This window comes from Bartonella sp. OC16QHHD, from assembly GCF_042194035.1.
Classification (GTDB): domain Bacteria; phylum Pseudomonadota; class Alphaproteobacteria; order Rhizobiales; family Rhizobiaceae; genus Bartonella.
Genome location: NZ_JBHIMJ010000062.1, coordinates 25,105 through 47,818, shown reverse-complemented (window position 1 = coordinate 47,818; position 22,714 = coordinate 25,105). Strand labels below are relative to the sequence as shown.

17 protein-coding genes and 3 pseudogenes are annotated in these 22,714 nt (G+C 38.2%); 19 read left to right on the top strand and 1 reads right to left on the bottom strand.

The features are described from left to right. Positions 1-507 precede the first annotated feature (507 nt). The gene (locus tag ACFIK1_RS06605; RefSeq protein WP_375613566.1) at positions 508-867 is read left to right on the top strand and encodes a helix-turn-helix domain-containing protein; all 360 of its coding nucleotides are present in this window, start codon (positions 508-510) and stop codon (positions 865-867) included. A gap of 632 nt (positions 868-1,499) precedes the next feature. Continuing rightward, a pseudogene (locus tag ACFIK1_RS06600) lies at positions 1,500-1,687 on the top strand (integrase); the annotation flags it as partial. A 1,434-nt stretch (positions 1,688-3,121) separates the two neighbouring features. Here ACFIK1_RS06600 and ACFIK1_RS06595 read toward each other — a convergent pair. After that, entirely contained in the window at positions 3,122-3,847 is a 726-nt protein-coding gene (locus tag ACFIK1_RS06595; protein ID WP_375662385.1) for a hypothetical protein, read from the bottom strand. A gap of 397 nt (positions 3,848-4,244) precedes the next feature. Here ACFIK1_RS06595 and ACFIK1_RS06590 point away from each other — a divergent pair, with 397 nt between their 5' ends. The 17 genes and pseudogenes from ACFIK1_RS06590 to ACFIK1_RS06510 all read left to right on the top strand — a co-directional run bounded on the left by ACFIK1_RS06590 (position 4,245) and on the right by ACFIK1_RS06510 (position 22,695). Next, a complete protein-coding gene (locus tag ACFIK1_RS06590) occupies positions 4,245-4,565 on the top strand; it encodes a TrbC/VirB2 family protein (RefSeq protein ID WP_375634396.1) in 321 nt (106 codons plus the stop codon). After that, positions 4,566-4,874, top strand: a complete 309-nt coding sequence (locus tag ACFIK1_RS06585; RefSeq protein WP_212112790.1) for a type IV secretion system protein VirB3 — start codon at positions 4,566-4,568, stop codon at positions 4,872-4,874. It begins immediately after the preceding gene. A 22-nt stretch (positions 4,875-4,896) separates the two neighbouring features. Then, the gene (locus ACFIK1_RS06580; RefSeq protein ID WP_375634398.1) at positions 4,897-7,251 is read left to right on the top strand and encodes a VirB4 family type IV secretion/conjugal transfer ATPase; all 2,355 of its coding nucleotides are present in this window, start codon (positions 4,897-4,899) and stop codon (positions 7,249-7,251) included. Further along, positions 7,248-7,733, top strand: coding sequence for a type IV secretion system protein VirB5 (locus ACFIK1_RS06575; RefSeq protein ID WP_375662384.1), 486 nt, complete (start codon positions 7,248-7,250; stop codon positions 7,731-7,733). The genes ACFIK1_RS06580 and ACFIK1_RS06575 overlap by 4 nt, the downstream gene beginning before the upstream one ends. Continuing rightward, positions 7,720-8,706 carry a type IV secretion system protein gene (locus ACFIK1_RS06570; RefSeq protein WP_375610597.1) on the top strand — a complete coding sequence of 329 codons (987 nt, stop codon included), beginning with the start codon at positions 7,720-7,722 and terminating at the stop codon, positions 8,704-8,706. Before ACFIK1_RS06575 ends, ACFIK1_RS06570 begins: the two co-directional genes overlap by 14 nt. A 210-nt stretch (positions 8,707-8,916) precedes the next feature. Beyond that, positions 8,917-9,219 carry a type IV secretion system protein VirB7 gene (locus tag ACFIK1_RS06565; RefSeq protein ID WP_375610598.1) on the top strand — a complete coding sequence of 101 codons (303 nt, stop codon included), beginning with the start codon at positions 8,917-8,919 and terminating at the stop codon, positions 9,217-9,219. Next, positions 9,173-9,877, top strand: a complete 705-nt coding sequence (locus tag ACFIK1_RS06560; RefSeq protein WP_375610599.1) for a virB8 family protein — start codon at positions 9,173-9,175, stop codon at positions 9,875-9,877. Before ACFIK1_RS06565 ends, ACFIK1_RS06560 begins: the two co-directional genes overlap by 47 nt. Then, positions 9,874-10,740, top strand: coding sequence for a P-type conjugative transfer protein VirB9 (gene virB9 / locus ACFIK1_RS06555; RefSeq protein WP_375662383.1), 867 nt, complete (start codon positions 9,874-9,876; stop codon positions 10,738-10,740). The genes ACFIK1_RS06560 and virB9 overlap by 4 nt, the downstream gene beginning before the upstream one ends. Beyond that, positions 10,733-11,893, top strand: a complete 1,161-nt coding sequence (virB10, locus tag ACFIK1_RS06550) for a type IV secretion system protein VirB10 (protein WP_375662382.1) — start codon at positions 10,733-10,735, stop codon at positions 11,891-11,893. Before virB9 ends, virB10 begins: the two co-directional genes overlap by 8 nt. Then, a complete protein-coding gene (virB11, locus tag ACFIK1_RS06545; protein ID WP_375662381.1) occupies positions 11,890-12,960 on the top strand; it encodes a P-type DNA transfer ATPase VirB11 in 1,071 nt (356 codons plus the stop codon). Before virB10 ends, virB11 begins: the two co-directional genes overlap by 4 nt. Before the next feature lie 64 nt (positions 12,961-13,024). After that, complete coding sequence (locus ACFIK1_RS06540) at positions 13,025-13,240, top strand: antitoxin VbhA family protein (protein ID WP_375662380.1); 216 nt, start codon at positions 13,025-13,027, stop codon at positions 13,238-13,240. Between the two features lie 10 nt (positions 13,241-13,250). Then, the gene (locus ACFIK1_RS06535) at positions 13,251-14,885 is read left to right on the top strand and encodes a BID domain-containing T4SS effector (RefSeq protein WP_375662379.1); all 1,635 of its coding nucleotides are present in this window, start codon (positions 13,251-13,253) and stop codon (positions 14,883-14,885) included. A gap of 155 nt (positions 14,886-15,040) precedes the next feature. Then, a complete protein-coding gene (traG, locus tag ACFIK1_RS06530) occupies positions 15,041-16,960 on the top strand; it encodes a Ti-type conjugative transfer system protein TraG (protein WP_375662378.1) in 1,920 nt (639 codons plus the stop codon). A gap of 516 nt (positions 16,961-17,476) precedes the next feature. Beyond that, positions 17,477-19,105 carry a BID domain-containing T4SS effector gene (locus ACFIK1_RS06525; RefSeq protein WP_375662377.1) on the top strand — a complete coding sequence of 543 codons (1,629 nt, stop codon included), beginning with the start codon at positions 17,477-17,479 and terminating at the stop codon, positions 19,103-19,105. Between the two features lie 248 nt (positions 19,106-19,353). Further along, positions 19,354-19,545: pseudogene (locus ACFIK1_RS06520) on the top strand (type IV secretory system conjugative DNA transfer family protein); the annotation flags it as partial. 575 nt (positions 19,546-20,120) lie between these two features. After that, positions 20,121-20,240 (top strand): annotated as a pseudogene (locus tag ACFIK1_RS06515) (integrase); the annotation flags it as partial. Between the two features lie 856 nt (positions 20,241-21,096). Next, positions 21,097-22,695, top strand: a complete 1,599-nt coding sequence (locus ACFIK1_RS06510) for a BID domain-containing T4SS effector (protein WP_375636859.1) — start codon at positions 21,097-21,099, stop codon at positions 22,693-22,695. Positions 22,696-22,714 lie beyond the last annotated feature (19 nt).

Below are 22,714 nucleotides of genomic sequence, written 5' to 3'. Positions count from 1 at the left end.
GAGTTTATTTTGCATGAGGGCTCTTTACTCATAAAAGCTTTCCCCTATCATCATGATATCTCAGACGCATCAAAACAAGCCATTTTGGTTATTGGTTAAGAGCAATACCGTAAGCGGTGACTTGAGCTTAAAAACCAAGCTTTACCTTCGTAAAATGCATATCTGATGTCATGAGTTGAGTAAGCAAACCTTAAAACTTTGAAAGGCAAACAACCTCCTATTTAAAAAAATCTATCCGTCTCAAGAAAAACTATTTTTATTGCCAATCTCCTAAAATTACTTTATGAATCGAAAAATGTTTTGATCGCATACGCAACGATCAAAAGGGGTCTTGAAAACCCGAAACCCTAGCGTAAAAATAAACCCACTATGTGGGTATCCCGGAATTCCGGGAGATTTTGCTATGTCCAGGTGCTCCAAGCACTAAAAGCAAAATGCTGACTAGGGTTCAGTGTTTTCAAGCTCCCGGAATACCAATGCGAGGGCGCTCGCACCTGGAGGGGGAAAATGCAAGCTCAAAATCTTAATATTGATCTTTTTGTAGGCAAAAAAATTCGCTTTAGGCGAAAAGTGCTAAAAATGTCTCAAAAAACATTAGGGCATCATTTAGGTGTCACTTTCCAACAAATCCAGAAATATGAAAAAGGCTTAAATCGCGTGAGCGCAGGGCGTTTAAAGGAAATTTCCGATATTTTGAATGTTCCACTTGCCTTTTTTTACACTGATATCATCAAAAAAGACAACACCCCGTACCATTATGATGAAATCGCCTCGAGCAAAGAGGAATATTTGCTTTTAAAAAGTTTTAGAGTCCTCACATCTGTCAAGCAGAAAGCGATTTTAAACTTAATTTGTGATCAAAATTAAAACGCTTTAAAAGCATAGCTATAAAGTGCTACACACCCTATTCTTGTCTTTCTCCCCACACCCCAAAAGGATGCCCCCCTCCTCAAACCGGTTGATAAACGATCCGCCTTCTCAAAAATAGCTCCTTCTCAGATTCCCATTTCATATGGTTCCTTTCACAAAATTATATAAACAAGCCCTCCCTTGAATATTCATCACACTCTCTTATCAAAACACCCCATGTATAAAGTTTTATGTCTTATATCACCACACCCGCAAACAATAGCGTTTTACAGCACAACAGAATAAGTATTTATCCGTATTTAAAGAGCGGCCCCCCTTTTCTCTATGGACGCTCTATTTATTTTAAATGATGTACATTTAATATACCTGCTATTAAAGACTTAGTATCTGTTATAAAGTCTTAAAGGCATATTTTTCCTCTAAAATCTCAATGCTACACCAACTCTATCATAAGGCAAACATTGATTTATAATGATAATTCACTGTTTTGTATGTTGATTGAGAGGCTCGAATAACGTAAGATTCTCTCATTTCAAACCTGCTTATCTTGAATCAATCAAAATCATTCCCTTGCACGTCAAAAGCGGGATGAATGTGTGGATCAAATTTGTATAAGAAAGGATTAAAAAATGGCTCTTATGAACCGTCTTAATGCAAGATCTGTCGCAACATTGGGGGCTGGCAAATATAATGATGGCGCCGGCTTGCTTCTTCATAAGCGTAAAGATGGGGGGCTCAATGGATTTACCCTTATACCCTTTACGAACAGCGTCGCAAAATAGGCTTGGATACCTTGAGAGATATTTCTATAAGACAATGCTATCCAATTCTCTCATGATTATAATCCTCAATCTGATAAAGTTGAAACAAACAATAGGATTGCGAATATGATTTGGGGAGCTCATCTAAAAGATGAAAAATGATAAAAAATTCCGCTATAACAATTGAAGAAGCGAGCATTCGTTGAGCCGTAACTTCTTTATTTTAGAATTTTTATATCACACTTTACTGTTGAGTAATATATATTTATTAAAATACATGACCACGGTCTATAGCATCAAGCTTTGGCGAGAAAAACATTTCAGTATCTGCTTGTAAGACATTTTGACAATTTTTAGATTCCTTAACAAATTGTCCTGAAAGAAAACACTTCGTTCCCCATTCTTCTCTTAATTTTGCATCTTTTTTTCAATCTTCTACGCTATAGTTTTTTTTCACACCCCAAGACGAATAATAGAGCCATGCATAATAAAATAATTTTTTTTCATTTTATCCCTCTTTAAATACCTTATCTGTTAATATTATCCCACCCAAATGAGGGTTGAATTTTCACACTGTATGAGAATACAACCTCACTATCCACTTGCTTGCTTTCAAAGTGAACACTCTGAGTAAAGTAACGCAAGAAGAGCTCACAATAGCCATCGTATGAGTTTGTCATAAAATACAATAAGAAGGGAAAGAGCCCAAACTGAATACAAATGATGAAATCAGAAGGCGCATTAATGCTTTTGTTCAACTGATTTCAAATAGTTACATTGCAATAGGCATCGCCCCTAGCCCTATAGAAAGCCTATGAGCATTATAATACTTAAATCTCACGATCATTGAACCACAAAGCCATAACAAAAAAGATAGAAAGGTTTTGTGATATATAGAAAACAATCAACAAGGCAAATCATTTTTACGAAGATTTCTTCGTGTAGAGTCTATTTGAAATCCATCCATCATTTGGAAGTCTGAATTTAAAAGCAGATAATTATGAAAGCTTTTCAAGGAAGGCAACAGATTGATCACTTTTAAAGAAGTAAAAAACGTGATCCAATCCTGAAGACAAAATTCTGATGAAAAAACTTTTGCTATGAATTCTTTTAAGGCATTGTGAAAGATTCTATCCATTATATTAAACGTTACACCATTTTTGGGGCTGTTCATTTTTTACTTTTATCAACACCGCTCTAGAAATCCGTTTCTTGAGCGTTTTTTATCGCCTCACTTTCTCCTTCAAACACAAATACTCAAAAATGCTTTGCCACCAACAATGACATTTTCCCGCTTTTATAAAACACATAAGTAAAAATAGAGAAGCGATTTTGAAAGCAACCCTCCCTTGAAAAGGGAAGTACCATCCATTTACTTCATAAACGAAAATAATCTCACCGTTTATTCAAATTTGCTCTACGATTTGGTACAATTTTATTGATAAAGTTTTCTCTATGAAAATTTAAGTAAATATGTTCATTAAAACCAATCATGGACTAGCAAAGGGATTATAGGATCCATTATCTCGCCGCCATTTTAAAGGTTCAGTGAAATCACTCGACCAAAGACCAATCTTGTTGCCACGTGCTTTTTCTTCCGCATGATGATACTGGGCTGGAATAGGATTTTTCCCCTCTTTTGAGAGTACCAACATACCTTCTGTAAGACCTGCCTCAGCTAAATCAACCCCTTGAACAAAACATTGCGCATAATAAACACCATTGTGCATCAAAGCCTGTTTACAGGATAAATCCTGTCCAAGTGTTTTGGTGACAAGCCAAGCCGTTGTAACCGCACCACAGGGCCATTCTTGATCATTTAATCTTGCTTTTTGACGGGGTGCACATGTATCCACACCATAAAGATGAATATCACGGGAGATATGTGAGCGCCAAGATTGTGCAGCAGGCGTCAGTAATTTAAATGTAACCCCACTTGTAACAGAAGCCTTACCATGAAAAACAACAACATTATTTGCAACATCATTTAATGAAACACTCTTCTGCAAATCGAGAGCTGGTTCATTTTTTTCTAATTGCTGTTTGGTGATAGATCTACCCAACTTTTTTTCTTCTCGATAGAGATCGACAATATCTTGGATATCTTGCGTCTCAAATGTTTTAAGAATGCTGAAATCCATTTTATCTTTATATTGGCTTAATCCCCACACTGTCGCCCCCATAATGTAAATAATAACAATCAATTTAAATAGCATCTCTTAACACGCTCGCTCAAAAAATTCGTTTTTTCCTATCATGTCAGATTATTGATCAGCAATCCCCTTGTTTTTAAAGAAAAAATCCAAATATAAGTGTTGCAGATTAACTACATTTTGTAAAGAATGATATTCTTTCTTTCATTATTTTAATATTGTTATTTTTACCAATATACACAACTTAAAATTGCCATTTTCATGTAACACAATCTCAATTTGAAAAGACTTCTGTCTCTTTACGAAGAAGAGCTTGAGAGTGAACAGATCCACGATCAAGGCTTTTAAAGCAAACAAACGAGAAGAATTAAACTGTCATCAAATGACAGCACTCTTTAGTTTGTTAGAGGCAATGGAATGTCGACATATGAACAAATATTATTTGTTAAAGAGAGGTAAAATGACAGATAATAGATTCCAAAACATCATTTTTATCGTGACCATGCTGCTTTTTACGGCAGTTTTTGTATCTGATCTTTCTTATGCTGCTTCTACTACTGGTGGAGGTGGTCTGGGAAATCTTGATGGTGTTTTAGGCAACATTGTCACAATGATGACGGGTCCAACGGCAAGGCTCATTGCAATTATATGTGTTGCTGCTGTGGGGATTGGCTGGATGTACGGCTTTATTGATTTACGCAAAGCAGCTTACTGTGTTCTGGGGATTGCTATTGTTTTTGGTGCCCCTGCTCTCGTCACTAAATTAGCGGGCACAACATAAATGAACGAAGATACTCTTTTCCTTGCCTGTACGCGCCCGGCCATGTTTGCTGGTGTTACAATGGAAGCGATGGCGCTTAATGTCATGGCAACATCCATTCTTTTCATTTTAACCAGTGATTTTACCATGTTTGGTCTTGGGATTGGGATGCACTTTATTTTGCGAGAAGTGACAAAGTACGATCACAACCAATTTCGCGTATTATTTGCATGGCTCAATACCCGAGGAAAACAAAAAAACCTCAACAGATGGGGAGGAGGTTCAACCTCCCCTTTACGCCTTATCCGCACTTATAAGGAACTAAGCTGAAGGAACGAAACTGGTGAAACAGATGTCAATAATGAAACGGGAAACTTTGCCTGAAGAATATATTCCCTATATACGCTACATCAACCAACATGTCGTTGCTTTAAATTCACGCTGTTTAATGGTTGTGATGGCTGTTGAGGGTATAAATTTTGACACTGCGGATATTGATCAATTAAATTCTTTACACAACCAATTAAACACCCTTTTTAAAAATATCGCAGACGAGCGGCTTGCTTTATATTCTCACATCATCCGCCGCCGTGAAACGATATACCCAGAAGGTCATTTTCTTTCATCTTTTGCAACAACATTAGATGAAAAATATAAAAAGAAAATGGTTTCGCAAGAACTGTATAGAAATGATCTATTTATTTCACTGCTTTGGAATCCGGCCGCGGATAAAACAGAAAAGCTGGTTTCATTTTTTCAGCGCTTGAGCAAAGCCAAGAAAACACAATCTGAGCCCGATGAGGAAGCTATTCGTAAACTCGAAGAGTTAAGTCAAGATCTTATGCAAGGTTTGGAAGAGTATGAAGTCCGTCTACTATCAATCTATGAACATGAAGGACTTTTATTTGCCGAACAAAGTGAATTTCTCCACCAGCTAGTGGGGGGAAGACGTGAGCGTATTCCTCTCACATTTGGAACTATTGCTTCAACAATTTACTCGGATCGTGTTATTTTTGGGAAAGAAATTATCGAAATTCGCCATGAAAGCAATGAACGCTTTGTGGGCATGTTTGGATGGAAAGAGTATCCTTCTAAAACACGCCCAGGTATGACTGATGGTCTGCTTACGGTGCCATTTGAATTCATCTTAACACAATCCTTTGTTTTTAAAAGTAAGGCAGCCGCCAGTGCGATTATGAGCCGCAAACAAAATCAAATGATCAATGCAGCTGACCGTGCTAGCTCACAAATCGATGCACTGGATGAAGCGCTAGATGATTTAGAATCAAACCGTTTTGTTTTGGGAGAACACCACATTTCTTTAGCTGTTTTTGCTGATCATCCTAAAATATTGTCTGAAAACTTATCAAAAGCACGTTCCCATTTAACCAATGGAGGAGCCGTGATTGCCAGAGAAGATTTAGGATTGGAAGCAGCATGGTGGGCACAGCTTCCTGGAAACTTTAGCTATCGTGCGCGTTCAGGCGCCATTACCAGCAGAAATTTTGCCGCTTTATCGCCCTTCCATTCTTTCCCTGTTGGCAAACTGAACGATAATGTTTGGGGAGCTGCTGTCGCATTGCTAAAAACACAGGCTGGTTCACCTTACTATTTTAATTTTCACTATGGCGATCTTGGAAACACATTTGTTTGTGGTCCATCAGGATCTGGTAAAACAGTGATTGTTAATTTTCTTCTTGCACAATTACAAAAACACAATCCAACAATGGTTTTTTTTGATAAAGATCAAGGAGCAGAGATTTTTGTACGGGCTGGAGGAGGGAAATACAAACCTTTAAAAAATGGGCAACCCACGGGTATTGCTCCCTTAAAGGGCATGGAATACACCGAAAAAAATAAAATATTTCTTCGTAATTGGATCTTAAAGCTGGTAACCGCTGAAGGGCAAATCGTAACGGAAGAAGAGCGACAAGATATCGCCAAAGCCATCGATTCCTTAGAAAACTTACCCCCAACCCAGCGCTCTCTTGGTGCCCTTCAACTGTTTTTTGACAACACATCCAAAGAAGGGATTGCCATACGGCTGCAACGCTGGATTAGAGGCAATGATTTAGGATGGGTTTTTGATAATGACCAAGATGATCTCAATTTAAATGCGCAGTTCATTGGCTATGACATGACCGATTTCTTAGATAATGAAGAAATTCGACGCCCCTTAATGATGTATCTCTTTCACCGCATTCTTGATTTGATTGATGGGCGGCGCATCATTATCGTCGTTGATGAATTCTGGAAAGCTTTAGAAGATGATTCATTTAAAGCTTTTGCGCAAGATCGGCTAAAAACAATTCGTAAACAAAATGGCATGATGCTCTTTGCAACACAAAGTCCTAAAGATGCTTTGAACTCAACAATCGCGCACACAATCATTGAGCAATGCCCCACCCAAATATTTTTTCCAAATCAAAAAGCAAATTACAATGATTATGTCGAAGCTTTCAAACTTACTGAGCGTGAATTTGAACTGATACAGTCAGAGTTAAGCAGAGAATCCCGTCGTTTTCTCATCAAACAAGGACAAAGTTCCGTCGTTGCAGAGCTTAACTTACGTGGAATGAATGATGAGATCGCCGTTTTAAGCGGCACAACAAAAAACATTGAACTCATGAATGAAATTATCAACGAATATGGAGCTGCCCCTGACAAATGGCTGCCCATATTTTATCAAAGGAGAAAAAATCAATGAAAAAATATGGCTTAGTTACACTGTTATCTTTTTCTTTTATTTCTCATGCAATAGCGCAAACAACACCCGATGTAGATGAATATTATAAACAAGCACTCGAGAACACACAAAAATTAAATACTGCAAAATCTGAAACAGCTGAAAGCATTTATAAAAGTGCAACTGATACTGCAAAAAAAATTAAAGACATAAGTCAACAACTTGAAAATATTAAATCAAAACCAGAAACAAAACCAGAAGAATTGCAAGCCCTTCGACAAGAGATTCAAGTAAAGCTTTCTCTTCTTCAAGCTAATCTGCAAGTGAATTCTTTAAAACTTCAGTCTCTTGATATGATTCAAGCAAGAGATACGAAGACAAAAGATGAGCTACGTGAAGAAAAGGAACAAAAAAAGCATAAATATCTTGAGGCACAATTAAAAGAAAAAGAAAAAGAATTAAAAGAAAAACTTGAAAGTACAAGTACAAATGTCAGACTTTAGTTTTTCTCCCTTTGAAAGCGTTTCTGGGTATATTTTAAAACCCCTTGATAATGTGATGGACACAACGGTGAGTGGGCTGTCTTCTGCTATTTCAGCGCCCTTAAATCTCGCCGCAATCATTTTTATCTTTCTTTATGGCTATAATGTTATGACAGGTCGCGTTGCGCTTTCCATGCATAGTCTTCTCAATAATGTTGTTAAAATCGTTGTTGTTACAACAATGGCAACGAATGCGGATACATTTAATACTTATGTCAAGGATATTTTCTTCAATGATTTATCCAATGCTATTGGGAATGCGCTTAACAGTAATCCTGCGAGCTCCAATGTTTTTGATTATATTTTGTTAAAGGCAAGTTCGCGTTATCAAGAAGTCTTATACAATGCTTGGTTTTTTGAAAAGATCATTGTAGGTCTTCTTGGTTCTATCATGCTTCTCGCGGTTATTCTTTTTTGTATAGGTGGTTTTATTGTGCAAATGTTTGCACAAGTTGCACTCGTCATGATTATAGGTCTTGGGCCTCTATTCATTAGTTTGTATTTGTTCAATGCAACGCGAAAATACTCCGATGCATGGATTACAACTTTGATCAATTTTACCATTTTACAAGTTCTCGTAATCATGCTTGGAACCATTATATGTCAAGTTATCCTACAGGTTCTCAAAGTTTCATATGAATCAATTTATGTTCTTTTTCCCCCTGTCATCGTCATTTCGATCATAGGAGTTATTATCTTCCGTGCGCTTCCTGGTATTGCAACAGCGCTGGCCTCTGGCGGACCATACTTTAACGCTGGTGTCTCTTCAGGAGGACAGATTTTTACAATGCTTTCCAATGGTGCAAGAGCGAGTGGCAATGCAGTAAAAAGTGCCACTTCACAAATCTCAGGAGCTGCCGGTAACGCTGTTAGAAGTGCGGCAGGGGCGGCAGCAAAAGCAGGTAAATCTGGAGGCGGTCGTGGTCGATTTTAAGATAAAGCACCTTTTTAAAAGAATAAGCATTTTTGTTTTTGCCTTGTGTGCGCCCTTTGGCGCACACGCCATGATCCTGTTCCAGATAAGATCTAACATCTTGGGTCTAACAACAAAACCAATCAAAATCTTGCATCACATAAACTTGTAAAAATGTTCAGAACAAAGGCTCTCATGCATTGTATTCCAAGATATTTGTGAGTTCAAAAAATGAAACGAAAAATAACTTTTGTTATGGTCCTAACAATCGCTCTTACTGGTTGTGCCTCTTTGAGTGGCCCTAAAAAACCACCACGCTGTAATGGCAAACATACACGCGCTTTAAATAAAGATAAGTGGAATTGGGACAATAAAAACATTGTCTACCCAGAAAAGAGCGTAAAGCCTGTTACCACTCCCATCATTCTCAATACTTTGGAAAGTGAAAAAGTAACAGCCAATTCAGCTTTATTAAAGCCGGTTATTCATGAAGCACGATCTGATAAAACTGTGGAGGTTATGCGTGAAAAGTGATGCCCTTGAAGAATATATAAAAGAAGCGCGCTCATTTGACATTGATCGCATGCATAGCATGCGCGTGCGGATGAAAATCTCCATGGCTTTAACAGTGCTTTTTGGATTGATGACAATTGCGCTGGCTTTAGCTGTCGCAGCTTTGACGCCTTTGAAAACGGTAGAGCCTTTTGTTATCCGCGTTGATAACTCAACAGGCATTATTGATACTGTAAGCGCCCTAAAAGAATCTCCTAACGACTATGATGAAGCGATAACGCGTTATTTTGCCAGCCAATATGTTCGCGCTCGTGAAGGTTTTCAAGCATCAGAAGCAGAAAACAATTTTCGCTTAGTCTCTCTTTTATCTTCTCCAAAAGAACAAAACCGTTTTGCAAAATGGTACGCAGGCAATAATCCAGAAAGTCCGCAAAATATTTATCATAACATGATTGCTACGATCACAATCAAATCAATCTCTTTTATAAGTAAAGATCTTATCCAAGTTCGTTACTATAAAACGATCAGAGACTTGAATGAAAAAGAAAATATTTCCCATTGGATTTCAATCTTAAATTTTTCCTACGTGAACGCACACATTTCAACGTCTGATCGTCTTATCAACCCTCTTGGTTTTCAAGTATCGGAATATAGATCTGATCCAGAGGTGATAAAATGATCAGACTTTTACAAACAATCTCTTTAATTTTTACGATCACTCTCAGCTTTCACACAGTTCTCTCACTTGCAGAAACAGCGCCTGTCAGTGCACGTAAAGATAACCGCATCAGATTTGTCAATTATGACCCCTACAACGTCGTACAAATCATTGGCTCCATTCGCTCTTCGGTTCAACTAGAATTTGCCGTTGATGAAGAAGTAACCTATGTAGGAATTGGAAATTCGGTTGCTTGGCAAGTTGCACCGGCTGGACACTTTGTTTTTCTCAAACCACGTGAAGTCCAGCCTGTGACAAATTTACAAATTGTCACAAGCCGCCAAGATGGAACACAACGCTCTTATCAATTCGAGCTACAAGTCCGTGAAGGCGATGTTTCAGCCGGCAATGAGACGTATTTCCTAGTAAAGTTTCGTTATCCAGAAGATGAAGCCTTACGTAAGAAATTAGCCGAAGCAGAAAAAGAAAAACAACGTGAAGAAAACTTTGTCAATGATATTTTAAATATCCATGAAGATTTTGGACCACGCAATTGGGCTTATGAAGCTCAAGGCTCATCTCTTATTGAACCTGCTTCTGTCTATGATAATGGGAAAACAACAACCTTTACCTTTTTAGGCAACATTGAAATCCCTGCCATTTACATTGTATCGCCTGATGGGCAAGAAGCGCTTATTCCCAAATCGATTAAAGGCAACAAGGTTATTGTTCATGCAACAGCTGCACAATTCACGCTACGACGTGGGAATGAAGTATTGTGCATCTTTAACAAAAGGTTCGTACCAAAAGGAATTAATCCTGAAACAGGTACGACATCACCATCTGTACAACGTAAAGTGAACCTAGGAAGCAGCCATGAATAACACCGTGGATGAAAAAAGCATTAATGATCGCGATACAATAAAAAATGCTCAAGGGAAAAGTCAACAGAACAATGTGGGGAAAGCTATTGCTCTTATTATTCTTTTCAGTGTCTGTCTTTATTTAGCCTATTCAACACTTGTTACAGACAAAAAGCAACCAATTGAATCTTCAAAAGAAGGAAAAGTTATAAAACAAACAGAGCTTTTTCGTCCTGCAAAGCCTACCCCTCCCCCCTTTGAACAGCCTCAACGAAATAACGCTCTATTACCAAAAGTCGAGCTACCAACACCAAACATCAATCAATTAAATTCTGATGACTCACTGCTGGAGGCAGCACAACGTGCTCCTGTATTAGCTTATGCAAGTACACAACAAGGCAAAATAGATTCACAAACAAATAATGGTGCTTTGCCTCACCAACTTGAAAGTAAACCTGATGAAACGACACAACGTTTTAATCATCTTCTCAAACCCACAGTGCTTGAAGGTATTCGTGCTTCAACCCTTGGCAATCGAAACTACATCATCGCGATGGGAACTTCTATTCCTTGTATTTTAGAAACAGCCATCAACAGTGATCAACAAGGTTTTGCCAGTTGTATCATCTCCAGAGATATCTTATCAGACAATGGTCGTGTTGTGCTTCTTGATAAAGGCACCCAAATTGTTGGTGAATATCGCGCCGGATTGAAAAAAGGCCAAACACGTCTCTTTGTACTATGGAATAGAGCAAAAACCCCCAATGGTATCATTATATCCTTAGCTTCACCGGCAACGGATGCTTTAGGGCGTTCTGGTATGGATGGAGATATTGATAACCATTGGCTTGAGAGGATTGGGTCTGCGCTTCTTGTCTCACTAATAAAAGATGCAACACATTATGCCAATAAACGTTTATCAAAAAAACAGGAAAAAGAAGAAACTGAAACAATCTCTTCAGGACAAAACATCGCAAACATTCTCGTAGAAAATTACGCCAATATTCCTCCAACATTATCCAAAAACCAAGGGGAAATGGTGAATATCTTTGTTGCCCGCGATTTAGATTTTTCCAGCGTTTATAAATTGAAAGTCATCGAAAACAAAAAACAGATTATCAATCGAGCTGTTTCAAGAAACTTTTACAAAAATTCGGCGGTAACTTTAGAATGAACTCAAACTTACATACCATGAGCGATGAAACCGTTGCGATTGTTCTCACAAAACTTGAACCCATCAGTGCTTTTTTGAAAGATGAGAGACTCTTTGAAATTGTTATCAATCGTCCCTATCAAGTCATGACTGAAGGATTTGATGGATGGAAAACAATAGAAGCACCGGGGCTCTCTTTTAATGAGCTTATGGGGATTGCGAAAGTTGTAGCATCCTATTCCAAGCAAAACATATCGGACAAAAACCCAATATTATCTGCAACGCTACCAGGCAATGAGCGTATTCAAATTGTCATTCCACCCGCTGTCGAAAAAGACACGATTAGTATGACAATTCGCAAACCGTCATCGCAGAGTTTTTCTCTCGAAGAGCTCGCCAAGAAAGGCCTCTTCTCGCTCTGTGAACAGGTCTCTTTCACACCTTTGAATGACTATCATTCTCGTTTTAACGAACTCAAAATCATCGAGCATAAATTAGCCAATGCCTACTGTAATAAAGACTTTGTCTCTTTTTTAAATCAAGCTGTAGAATGCCAGAAAAATATTTTAATTGCGGGAAAAACCGGTTCGGGTAAAACAACATTATCAAAAGCATTAATCGCCAAAATTCCTCAAGAAGAGCGTATTATCACCATTGAAGACACGCAAGAATTGGTGATCCCACACCCTAACCATGTCTCAATGTTCTATTCAAAAGATGGACAAGGCTTAGCCTCCGTTGGCCCCAAAGAGTTACTTGAATCATCTTTACGGATGCGTCCTGATCGTATTCTTTTGCAAGAACTTCGAGATGGTACAGCCTTTTATTATATCCGCAATGTCAATTCAGGCCATCCAGGTTCCATTACGACGGTTCACGCATCAACAGCACTTGCAGCCTTTGAGCAGATGACCCTTTTGGTCAAAGAAAGTGAAGGCGGTGGTGATTTAGAGCGTGATGATATTCGAGGACTGTTGATTTCAATGATTGATATCATCATCCAATGCAAACGGATTGAAGGAAAATTTAAGGTCACAGAAATTTATTACGATCCCTTCAAACAACGAAACATCTTTGGAGGTGAGTAAAAGAAAATCACACCGGCTGCAAAGGCTCTTTTAAAGCAACGATTGCAAATAAGAGAAAAAATGCATGAAAACCAACGAAACAGAAAATAGAGAAAATCTTTTATCGATAACAGAAGAAGAATTAAAAAAACGCCGTGAAGCCGTTGAAGCAGCCATCAGCACCCATGCGATAGAGGGAATAGCGCTTCATCCTACAACACTCAAAATTTTAGAAGAATACGCAAAGGGGAATATTTCACTCGAGGAATTTAACACTCTTATGGACAACGTAAAATTATAAGGAAGCTACAATGCCAAAAGCAAAAGCAAAGACAAAAAATATACAGACAGTTTCTCCCCATCATTATGTCTACCCAAACACCACAACACTCAAAAATAAATATGGAATAAAAGACTTAAAATCCTTTCTGGAGAAATGCTCACATGATACAGCAGAAGCAATGGTTAATCTGCGTGAAGCTCCCTTACCAGAAAAGTTTGATAGCTCCTATCTATGCTCTATTCATCACCACTTATTTAAAAATACCTTTGAATGGGCTGGATATCTGCGCCATCTCCCCTTTACATTTGAAGATGGCACCATAGCCGCCATGCCCGAAATGAAAAGAACAGGATGGGAAAATCCTTTTGCATTCGGCGATGAAATCCAAGACGGTTTACAAAAATTAGATCAAACGCTTGCCGAAAAAGATAATTTGCAAGGCTTAACGCGCGAGAAATTTAACGCTGAAGCAATAAGCTTATTTAACGCCCTTAACCAACTTCATCCTTTTAGAGAAGGCAATGGACGTACACAACGGGTCTTTTTTGAAAAGCTTGCTCAAGCAGCAGGGCATCAGCTTGACTTTTCACTTGTTACAAAAGAACGCATGATGCTCGCCAGTGTTGCTGTAGCAGAAAATGGTGATCTAGAACCAATGCAGCATCTGTTTGAAGATATCTCTAATCCCAATAAAATACTTCTTTTAAAGGAATTCATAAGCAACATGAAAGAACTTGGGCGCAATGTTAATGATCGTCCTGTTATGGTTGCAAAAGAAGGTGAAACCTACACAGGCACCTATAGGGGTGCTGGTTATGATAGCTTTGCTTTCAATGTGAAAGGCGCTTACATCATCGGCAATAAAGAACAGCTCACACCAGAACAACTCAAAACATTAAAACCTGGTGATAGATTTACCTTTACCGTTCCCAAAACAAAAAAGCTTGAAAGCATTCTCATTCCAGAAGAGAGATTAGCCCCTTTGACAGAAAATGAAACGGCCCAAATGGTTGCAGAAGATTCTTGTGTCCACGCAAGCCTAAAACAGGTCCAGCAATTGTCAAAAATTGTTTATGGTAGTACAAAAACATTAAACAAACAGATGGTAGAAATCATCAAAAATCCAAGCTTAGGCCAACAGCTCGCCAACCAGATTGAAAGAGCACCGCACTCTATTTCTCATCTTGCCGGTTTCAGTTTATGTGGACTACAAAATCAGACACGTGCAAACGCTAAAAATCATCTTGAGATGCTCTGTACTGCCGTTGTAAATTTTGCGCATGCTGTAAAATATGCTGAAAAGGAAATTACGCAAGAACATGCAACAGAACAAAGTCGCCTTGCAAAAATGGTAGAAATGCCAAGTCAAAGCTTGCAAGACCTCTTCGCCTTGCCAAAAGAATTACAGCAAGAAGCTTTAGCAAAAAATCCTTTATGTCAAAAAGAGCTCAGCAACTTTGTAAAAAAGATCAACACCCGTCTCTCACCAAATGAACATAAAGCAGTTCAAAATAATGATTATGAAACATTGGCTCAAAGCATTGGTGTATCAGAAAATAAAGCCAAACAAATTACACAAATTATTAAGCAAACCAAAGAAGTACACCAGCAAGCACAAGTATGCACAATGCACCGTTCCAAAGCATTCGCTATGGCCTGCTAAGAATAGACAAAACCTTCCTCCTTAATGAGAAAGGCTCATAAGCGAAAACTGTTTGGCGTTATCTGCACCTTTGCAAAAAGAGATGAGAGTTCATATCACACACCTGGAAAAGAGCATTTCGCAACACATTCTGACAGAATTGAAAGTAAAATACAATGAAATATACCAAAACACAAATGGTACTCATTTTAACACCGATCGCTTTAGGTGCTTTAACGATATTCCTTGTCCCTCATTTTTTATTGTTTATAACAAATGGACTAAAAAGCGATCAAATTTATTGGACACTTCGTTCTGAGCCTTTATTAGTCTTAGCACTAACGGCTGCTGTTTCATTGTTGTATAGTCTCTCGCAAAAACTACACCTGCGTAAAATGATCACTTTTGTCTCCGTTGTCTTTTTTGGAACAACCGCTCTTTACTATATTGGTGGTGAAATAAAACGCTTAAGTCCCTATGTTGGCCAACAAGGAATAACATGGGGCTATGCTCTTCAATTCATGGACCCCATGGTTGTTTTTGGCATCATCATTGGTGTTTTTTTTTCCATCATGCAATTCGTAACAACCCTTCCCCCTAAAAGTAAGGTCAAGCGCGCAAAAAAAGGTATTTTTGGTGAGGCCGCTTGGATGAATTTAAGAGAGGCAGCAAAAATCTTTCCTGCCAATGGGCAAATTGTTGTGGGTGAAAGATACCGTGTCGATCAAGATAATGTGTGCAACATTCCCTTTGCACCTGGCAATAAAACAACATGGGGAAAGGGTGGAACAGCCCCTTTGCTAACCTTTAATCTTGATTTTGGTTCAACTCATATGATCTTTTTTGCTGGTTCTGGTGGCTATAAAACAACAAGTACAGTAGTTCCTACGTGTTTAACCTATCCAGGGTCTATTATTTGTCTTGATCCTTCAACAGAAGTTGCCCCAATGGTCAAATTTGCGCGTCAAAAAATGGGAAATAGAAATGTCATTGTTCTCGATCCTAACTCATTGTTAACAAAAAACTTTAATGTCATCGATTGGCTTTTAGACGACAGCGTACCACGCACACAACGCGAAGCGAATATTGTAAGCTTTTCAAAGTTGCTTCTTACAGATAAAAAATCAGACAATTCTTCAGCGGAATATTTCTCAACACAAGCCCATAATCTATTAACAGCTCTTCTTGCTCATGTTGTATTTTCTGATGAATATGAAGACAGCGAGCGCAATTTAAAAACATTGCGTGGTATTCTCTCTCAATCAGAAACAGCTGTTGTTAATCAATTACGCATGATTCAAGAAACAACACCTTCTCCTTTTATTCGTGAAATGGTTGGTATTTTTACAGAAATGGCAGAGCAAACCTTTTCAGGGGTTTATACCACCGCCTCAAAAGACACCCAATGGCTTTCTTTATCCAATTATGCAGATCTTGTCTGCGGAGATGATTTTTTTTCCTCAGATATTACCAATGGCAATACAGATGTTTTTCTCAATCTCCCCGCAAGCATTTTAAACAGTTATCCAGCTATTGGACGTGTGATTATTGGCGCCTTTCTCAATGCCATGGTTACAGCAGACGGTAACTATAAAAAACGTGTTTTATTTGTCTTAGATGAAGTTGATCTTTTAGGCTATATGAATATTTTAGAAGAAGCCCGCGACCGTGGACGTAAATACGGTACATCCTTGATGCTCTTCTATCAATCCTCTGGTCAGTTGGTCAACCACTTTGGAGAAGCAGGAGCACGTTCATGGTTTGAAAGTTGTTCCTTTGTCAGCTATGCTGCCATTAAAGATCTCCAAACTGCCAAAGACATTTCAGAACGCTGTGGTCAAATGACCGTTGAAGTAACCGGAACGAACAAATCAAGAGGCTTATCTTTAGGAAAGAGCTCTTACAACATCAATTACCAACAAAGAGCTCTCATTTTACCCCACGAAGTTATTCAAGAAATGCGTCAAGATGAACAAATTATTCTGATGCAAGGACAACCCCCTTTACGTTGTGGTCGAGCGATCTATTTTAGAAGAAAAGAAATGTTAGCCGCAGCTGCAAAAAACCGTTTTGCCCCAAAAGCACAGAAAAACTAAAAAACACCCTCTAATGGAGGCCATGCATCAAAACAAAAACATCAAAGGATAAAAGCAGAGATTCTATCTCATAAAAGCCTATAAAGAAGGAATTCCCGCTTGATACAACAAGAAAAATATGGGGAAAAGTCTTTAAATGATGGTATTATGCCTGTGCTTACCAATGCCAATTTTCTTTATAAAGCACTCTCCTCATCTCCAAATAATAAATACCAATCATATCTATGCCTTGAGAATCCTATCAAGAAACTTTTGAAGGCACCGCTTTTATAGGGAAATTTTTCTACAAAAAAATTAAAAGACAATATGCATGAAAACAACCCAAATGAACCATTCTCTCTCAGTAAAAGAAAAAAGTGCCAAGATAAAGATTGATACACTCAAAAACACCTACGAATTTGAGGGATTTTTTCCTCACCCAAGTCTCAACATCTCAAAACAATATGCGTGGGGGATTTTCAAACAAAAAGTTTAACACACTCTCATGGACAATGTAACATTATAAGGAATGTAACAATGCCAAAAGCAAAAGAAAAAACAAAAGGAATTCCCTCACCCCATAATTATATCTATCTTGGTACCCAAATTCTCAAAAATAGATATGGAGAAACAGATTTAAAACGCTTTCTGGAAAAATGCTCACATGATAGGCAAAAAGCCATGATCAATCTGCGTGCAGAACCCCTGCCAGAATATTTTAATTCAACTTATCTATGCCATATCCACCAACAATTGTTTAAAAATACCTTTGTATGGGCTGGACATCTGCGCCATATCCCCTTCGCATTTACAGACGATAGCATTGCCGCCATGCCAGAAATGAAAAGAATGGAATGGGGCAATAATTTTGCAACCGGTGAAGAAATCCCTGAACTCTTACAAAAATTAGATCAAACGCTTGCCGAAAAAGACAATTTGCAGGGCTTAACACGCGAAGAATTTGTCAAGGAAGCAACGAGTCTATTTTATTCTCTTCACAAAATCCACCCATTCATAGATGGCAATGAGCACACAGAACAAGTCTTTTTTGAAAATCTTGCCAAAGCTGCAGGACATCAGCTTGACTTTTCGCTTGTCACACAAAAACGTATGATGGCTGCCTGTAGCGAAGCAATGCAATATAGCAATACACAACTGTTGAAAGATCTTTTTGAGGATATCTCCAATCCCCCCAAAATACGTCTTTTAAAAGAATTTATGGACCATATAAACAATACGGGACGCAACGTGGATGATCGTCTTGTTATAGCAACAAAGGCAGGAGAAACCTATATAGGAACTTATAAAGGTTGTTATTCAGAAGGTTTTATACTCGATGTGCAAGGAACTTACATCATTGGTAGCAAAGATGATCTCACACCAGAACGATTAAAAACACTAAAACCTGGTGATATCATTACCTTTACCGCCCCCAACAGCAAAGAGCTTGAAAACACGCTTATTCCAAAAGAAACATTAGCACCTCTCACAAAAAGTGAATGTGCCAAAACAGTTGCGCTAGATAGTTACGTTCTCAAAGCTCAAAAGCAAGTCCGAGCTTACACAAAAACTGTTTATGGTGACGCAAACGTATTAAACGAACAAATAGAAGAGATTATTAAAAATCCAGAATTAGGCAGACAGTTTGCTAATCAGATTAAACAGGCACCGCACTCTGTTTCTCCTCTTGCAGGTTTTAGTATATGCGGTCTACAAAATCCGGCACGTATACACGCTCGAAATTATCTTGATGTGCTCTCTCTTGCAATTGAGAATTATGTGTATACTATAGAAGCTACCTATAATATAGTCACTCGAGACCATAAAATTAGACAAGAACGCCTTGGAAAAGCGGTAGAGAATCCCAGTCAAAACTTGCAAAATATTTTTGCTTTATCACCGGAAAAACAAAGAGAAATCTTATCTCAATCTCCTCAATTACACCAAGAGCTCCGTACTTTTATAAACAGTTTAGAACATCGTCTCTCATCAAACGAATGTAGTGCGATCACAAACAAAGATTATGAAACACTTGCACAAAGTATTGGTATATCAGAACAGAAAGCACGAGAAATTACCGACATTGTTCAAAAAGCAAGGAACGCTCATAGCCAATTCTACACACGCACACAAAATCGTTCAAATACACTTTCTATGGCCAACTAAAAAATATGAAACTTTGTTTTTTTGATTTAAACACCTATGTGGAAGAGATATTTTAATATTCTTATCATACATGCAAAAAACAGACTACTTAAGCGCCCTACCACCAATTTTGCACATAGCATATACACCATATCCAAAGCAATTGGACAGGATAATTGTTAATTCCTTTTAAACGTCATGATTACTACTGACGAAAGCTACAAAAGCCTATTTTATTTGTCTTATATGGAGTCGATTTTCGTGGTTATATGAATATTTTAAAAAGAGCACTCATTTTACCCCACGAAGTTATTCGAGAAATGCGTCAAGATGAACAAATTATTCTGATGCAAGGCTCCCCTTCGCAATGTGGTTGCGCCATCTATTTCAGAAGGAAAAAAATGTTAGCCGCAGCTACAAAAAACCACTTTACCCCACAAAAGAAAAACTATCCTCCATGATGCGATATTGACAAAAAATAACCGCCCGCATACAAGAAAAACAGGTTCAAAAAATCCGTGATTTTTCTTTTTATATTTTCTGTTTTATATTTTGTGCATCGTTTTATCAGCTTTATCAGCGCCCATGGTCTTTAAAAAGTCTTTATAAAAACGCCCATACACCCAACCAATAGCGACACTAATATCTCCACTTGGAAAAGGAACCCATTTCTACAAAGTTTTTCATCTATAATTTATATAATAAATTGATTTATAAATGATAATTTATATTTTTTTGTTAAATAAGAGACTAAATAGCGTAAGATTCTCTCATCTTAAATCTGTTCCATGTCGTGTTGCATCAATCAAAACTCTGTCGCCTGCATGTCACAAGCGAGAGCCTCATGTAGAGTGAAACTGTACAAGAAAGGCATACCTTTTTATGAACCGTCTCTAAGGACCAAGGTCTTGTCCGAAACATTAGGCACTCAAAGTATGTGAGGATACTGGCTTCTTTATGAAGCGTAAAAATGGGAAAGCTCAATAGATTTTATACACTTCATGGGAGGCTTTAACGTTGTACCATTTATGAGCACCGTCGCCAAATGGGTGTGTTAAAAGATGTCTCTTTAAAACAAGCCCGTGAATTAGCACCCCAATGGTATTCTGTTTTACGTCAAGGGCGTTCCTCCATTAAAGAACATAATCAACAAAAGATTTGCCTTTGAGACAAGAAGCTCTCAAAACCCCCACACGACAAACATCGATTTTCTCCCTCCCCCCAAAAAACATCCAAGATATACACCAAAATGAATAAATCATTCTTATACAAGCTTTTCCCCCTTTACGATATCATAAAGTGTTCTATTTTAATGATAAAGCGCTGAAAAAGGCTTTTCTCCCCAACCAAAGAAAAGTTTTTATTCTCTTATGGGTCTTAAATCTTAAAGCAGCGCATACAATAAGAGCAACAACACAAAGTAAAAAACATTTTGTTGCAAAAATACACAAAAAAGATGTTCGTATGGCAAGATATTCATATGGAGCAATAAAAAAATATAATGGAGAAAAATTTTTGATGACTGCTTTTGCCCATAGATTCACCAATCTGAGAGCTGTGTATGAAAAGTACCAGCACCATCCACTAACCAAGAGCGATTACACCCGCTATATCCACGCCCCTCATCAAAGCGCTCTTGCAAACAACTTTGTTAAAGGAAAAAACAACAATTTTAAGCAACATTTTTCTTTTTGACCTCTTCCTTACACCTCAAAAAATGAAGATTTTACCCAGAGTCAATTTATAGAAAATCCATTTTCTGACCACTCATGGGCTTCATATCAGCGCCCTAAATACCAGCATTTTACAGTACAAGATAATAAACAAAGGAAACATCAGAAAAGCTTTTCAAAAGCATCACAAAACGATTGATACAACATCCATACACTGAAGGGAAAAGCACTCCCTCTCATAACACCCAAAATCTCAAAAGAATACGCGAAGGGGAATTTTTCACATGCAGCGTTTAAGACGCTCATCAACCACCACCCTACCTACTTAGGAGAGATTACATGTTAGAGCAAAATTATCTATATAAAGGAACCAAAACACTCAAAAATAAATATGGCATCAAAGACCCTAAAAAACTGTATCAACGCAGTACCCATGACGTCACTAAAGCAGCCGTAAATTTTCGCCATGAACCACCCCCACAAAAATTTGATGCTTCCTATCTAAAACTAATCCACTGGAGCCTCTTCTACAAAACTTTTGAATGGGCTGGAAAAACCCGTGATACATCCTTTACATTTGAAGATGGCACCACTGCCCATATGCCGGCGATGCGTCCCAAAGCCTATGAAATTCCTTTTGCTATTGGACCGCAGATTCAAAAAGAACTAAAACAACTCGAAAAAACACTTAATGAAAAGAACAATTTAAAAGGTTTATTGCGCCAAGAATTTGCTGAAAGTGCCGCTGAAGTTTTTATGGCGCTCGAGCACGCACATCCTTTTAGAAAAGGCAATGGGCGCGTAAATCGAATGTTTATGGAAAAACTTGGACAAGCCGCAGGATATACCATTGACTTTTCTTTCATCACAAAAGAACGGATGACAGCAGCTTGTATTGAAGCTATGCAACATGGCAATCCCCAACCGATGAAAGATCTTTTTGAAGATATCACCCATCCGCAAAAATCCCTTGTTTTAAAAGAGTTCATCTCCCAAATGAGAAACGCTGGACTGGATGAAATTAACGATCGTGTTGTTGTTGCAGCAAAGGAAGATGTAACCTATGAAGGCATCTTTAGAGGTTTTTCAGCAGAAGGTTTTGTCATGGAAATAGAAGGGGCTTTCGTCGTCGGACACAAAGATGATCTCACCCCAGAACTCGTCAAAACATTACAAAACGGTGCCCGCTTCTGCTTTCAAAAAACCAACGTTCAAAGCTTAAAAGAAACACTGATCCCAAAAGAAACTTTAGCCCCTCTTACCCATGAAGAGTTATTCACAAGGATTTCAAATGACGCTTATGTTGAAGCGTGCCGAAAAGAAATCGAAAATTTATCAAAGACTGTTTATGGTAAAACCCAGGCCTTAAAGACAAAATTGGATATCATAACGGCAGCTCCAAACTTAGGAAATCAGTTTGCCGATGAAACTCTACAAAACCCTCAATCAATTTCTAAATTTGCTGGGAGTAAAATACTTGGCATGAAAAGTTCAAATCGCAGACAAGCCGAACAGGCTGTTCCACAACTCAGCCAAGCCCTTAAAAATTATGGCGCAATAACACAACAAACAAAAGATGAAATTCTAGAGCAACACCAAAGAGAACAAAATCGCCTGAACCACACTGTCGAAAAACCTGGAAAAAATTTACAAAACCTTTTTGCCTTACCAGAAGAACAACAAAGGGAAGCTTTATTGCATTCTCGTTCACTGCGACAAGAACTCCATACCTTTTCACGACAACTACACAATCGTCTATCCTCAGAAGATCGTAAAGCCATACAAGAAAAAGATTATACCAGACTAGCTTGCCTCCTTGGGACATCGGAAAGCAAAGCAAAAGAAATTGCGAATACTGTAAAGAACACCCAAGAAGCACAATGTCAAGCTCGCAGCTTGAAAGTTAGTCGCTCTTCATCGCTGGCTCTTACCGGCTAAAAACGCGTGAACTTTTGCC